Below are 2,179 nucleotides of genomic sequence, written 5' to 3' on the forward strand. Positions count from 1 at the left end.
CTCAGCGTGAGCAAGCCATGGCAGGAACGCCGCAACGCCTGCAGCGGCAACGAGCATGCGCCTGGCGCCACTCCGGCGGCGGCCCCCGCCCGGGCCCCGGTCGGTCAGGTCCCAGTCGGCCAGGTCGTCCAGCGCTCCTCAAAGCTCTGACAGCGGCAATCGCTTGTCGACGCCGCCGAGGCCCATATTTTGGCCTCAACAGCGGCGTCAATGGCCGCGATCTCCTCATGGCCGCGTGGTGACATGTCCCGTTTCCGCTCCCTGGCGCTCCTGTTGCTGCTGACCGCGGCGGCGAGCGCCTCGTCGCTCCCTGCTTCCGCTCAAATCCCCCTGTTCGGCGGCTCGAGCAGCCCCGAACCGGCTGCGCCCGCCGCGCCCCCGGCGGCAGCTCCGGCTCCGGCGGTGCCTGTCGCCCCGCCTTCCGGAGCACCGGCCGCCGTTGCCGCGGTGCCGGTCACCGACGGCTCGATCCAGATCGCCTGGGAGGTGCGCAACCGCTTCCGGCTGTTCCGGGAGGAGCGCGATTTCCGCGAGCAGGTCGAGGCGCTGAACGGGCTGACAGTGCTGGCCTCCGAGCAGACACTCGGCCGACAGAGCGAAGGCCGCGGCTGGGCCCGCAACGTCGTCAACCGGCTGTGCATCGACCTCGCTGGGCGGGTCAACGAGCCGTGCACCCGCGATGGCGTCAAGGAAAGCTACCTGACCCCGACCGAGCACCCGGTGACAGTCCGCCTCGCCGGCGCCGTGCCGGTCGGCGCGATCTGCGCCTGGACGTTCGACGACGGCGACGGGCCGCGTAACGCCACCCAGGACTGCGCCGAGCCGATCAACTTCCGCGCCCGCTACGGCAAGCCGACGGTCGCCAACGTGGACATCACCAGCGGCGCCGACGCGCCGCTCCGCGTCACCACCCAGATCATGGTGCGGGACTTCTTCATCGCCGGACTCGGTGACTCGATCGGCTCGGGCGAAGGCAACCCGGACCGCGCCATCGCGCTGTCGGATGAAGGCTTCTGCTTCAAGTCGTATCTCGGCAGTGGGATCGGCCAGTTCTACCGGCCGAGCCGGGCCGGCTTCAAGGGCGGCCGCGCCTGCGAGGCTCCGGACACGCTGGCGAACTGGCAGCGCTATTCGGCGACCTGGTTCAACGCCGCCTGCCACCGTTCGCTGTACAGCTACCAGACCCGGACGGCGCTCGCGCTGGCGGTCCGCCATCCGCACATCGCCGTCACCTATCTGCCGCTCGCCTGCACCGGCGCCACGATCACCGACGGACTGTTCGGCTCGCAGCGCGCCCGAGAGTGCTTCCGAACCAAATCCGGAACCTCGTGTCCCGGCAGCGTCGACGGTCAGCTCGGCGAACTGCGCGCCGCCCTCACAGCGGCGCACCGCCGTCAGCCGGACCGCACGCTCGACCTGGTGCTGCTGTCGATCGGCGCCAACGACATCAACTTCTCGGGCCTCGTCGCCGACGTCATCGTCGACTCACCGACCGAGCGCGCGCTGTTCCGACGCTCCGGCGTGATCGGCTCGGTGGAAGAATCGCGTACCGCGCTGGCCCGCACGCTGCCGCGGGACTTCGCCCGGCTACGCGAGGCGCTGAAGCCAATGGTCGAAGATCTGTCGCGGGTGGTCTATGTCGCCTACGGCAATCCGGCGCTGTCGAATCGCGGCACCCCCTGCCCCGGCGGGCCGGCGGGCTTCGACATCCACCCCTCGTTCAATGCCGATCCGACCCGGCTCGGCGCCGTCACGTCGTTCGTCGACAATGAGTTCCTGCCCCGGCTGAAAGACCTGGCGCAATGCTCCAACGGCGTGCTGTGCCGTGATCCGTCGACCGAGCGGATGACGTTTGTCGACTCGCATCAGCGGGTGTTCGCCGATCACGGCTTCTGCGCCCGCGCCGCCACCGATCCGGAATTCGATCGCGTCTGTTTCTCGCAGAGCGGCAACAGCTTCAACGCCGACATCGTCACCGCCGGCAACTCGCCGATGACCTGCGGCGCCGGGGCCAGCAACTACCGGGCTTACCTGCCCCGCGCGCGCTGGATCCGCGATGCCAACGACAGTTACTTCGCGGCGATGACTTATCCGCAGGGCCTCGCCGCCGCGATCCAGCCGGCCGACATCCACGACGCAACCTGGGGCGTGGTGTCGGCGGTGTATGGCGGCGCAATTC

Annotated in this window: 1 protein-coding gene; it reads left to right on the top strand. The window is 69.7% G+C overall.

Annotated features, from left to right (window positions below):
• Positions 1 to 243: 243 nt before the first annotated feature.
• The coding region (locus DYI24_RS25410; protein WP_164574281.1) for an SGNH/GDSL hydrolase family protein at positions 244 to 2,179 on the top strand (1,936 nt) is incomplete at its 3' end.

The sequence above is a fragment of the Rhodopseudomonas sp. BR0C11 genome, assembly GCF_010820945.1.
Lineage (GTDB): Bacteria > Pseudomonadota > Alphaproteobacteria > Rhizobiales > Xanthobacteraceae > Rhodopseudomonas > Rhodopseudomonas palustris_H.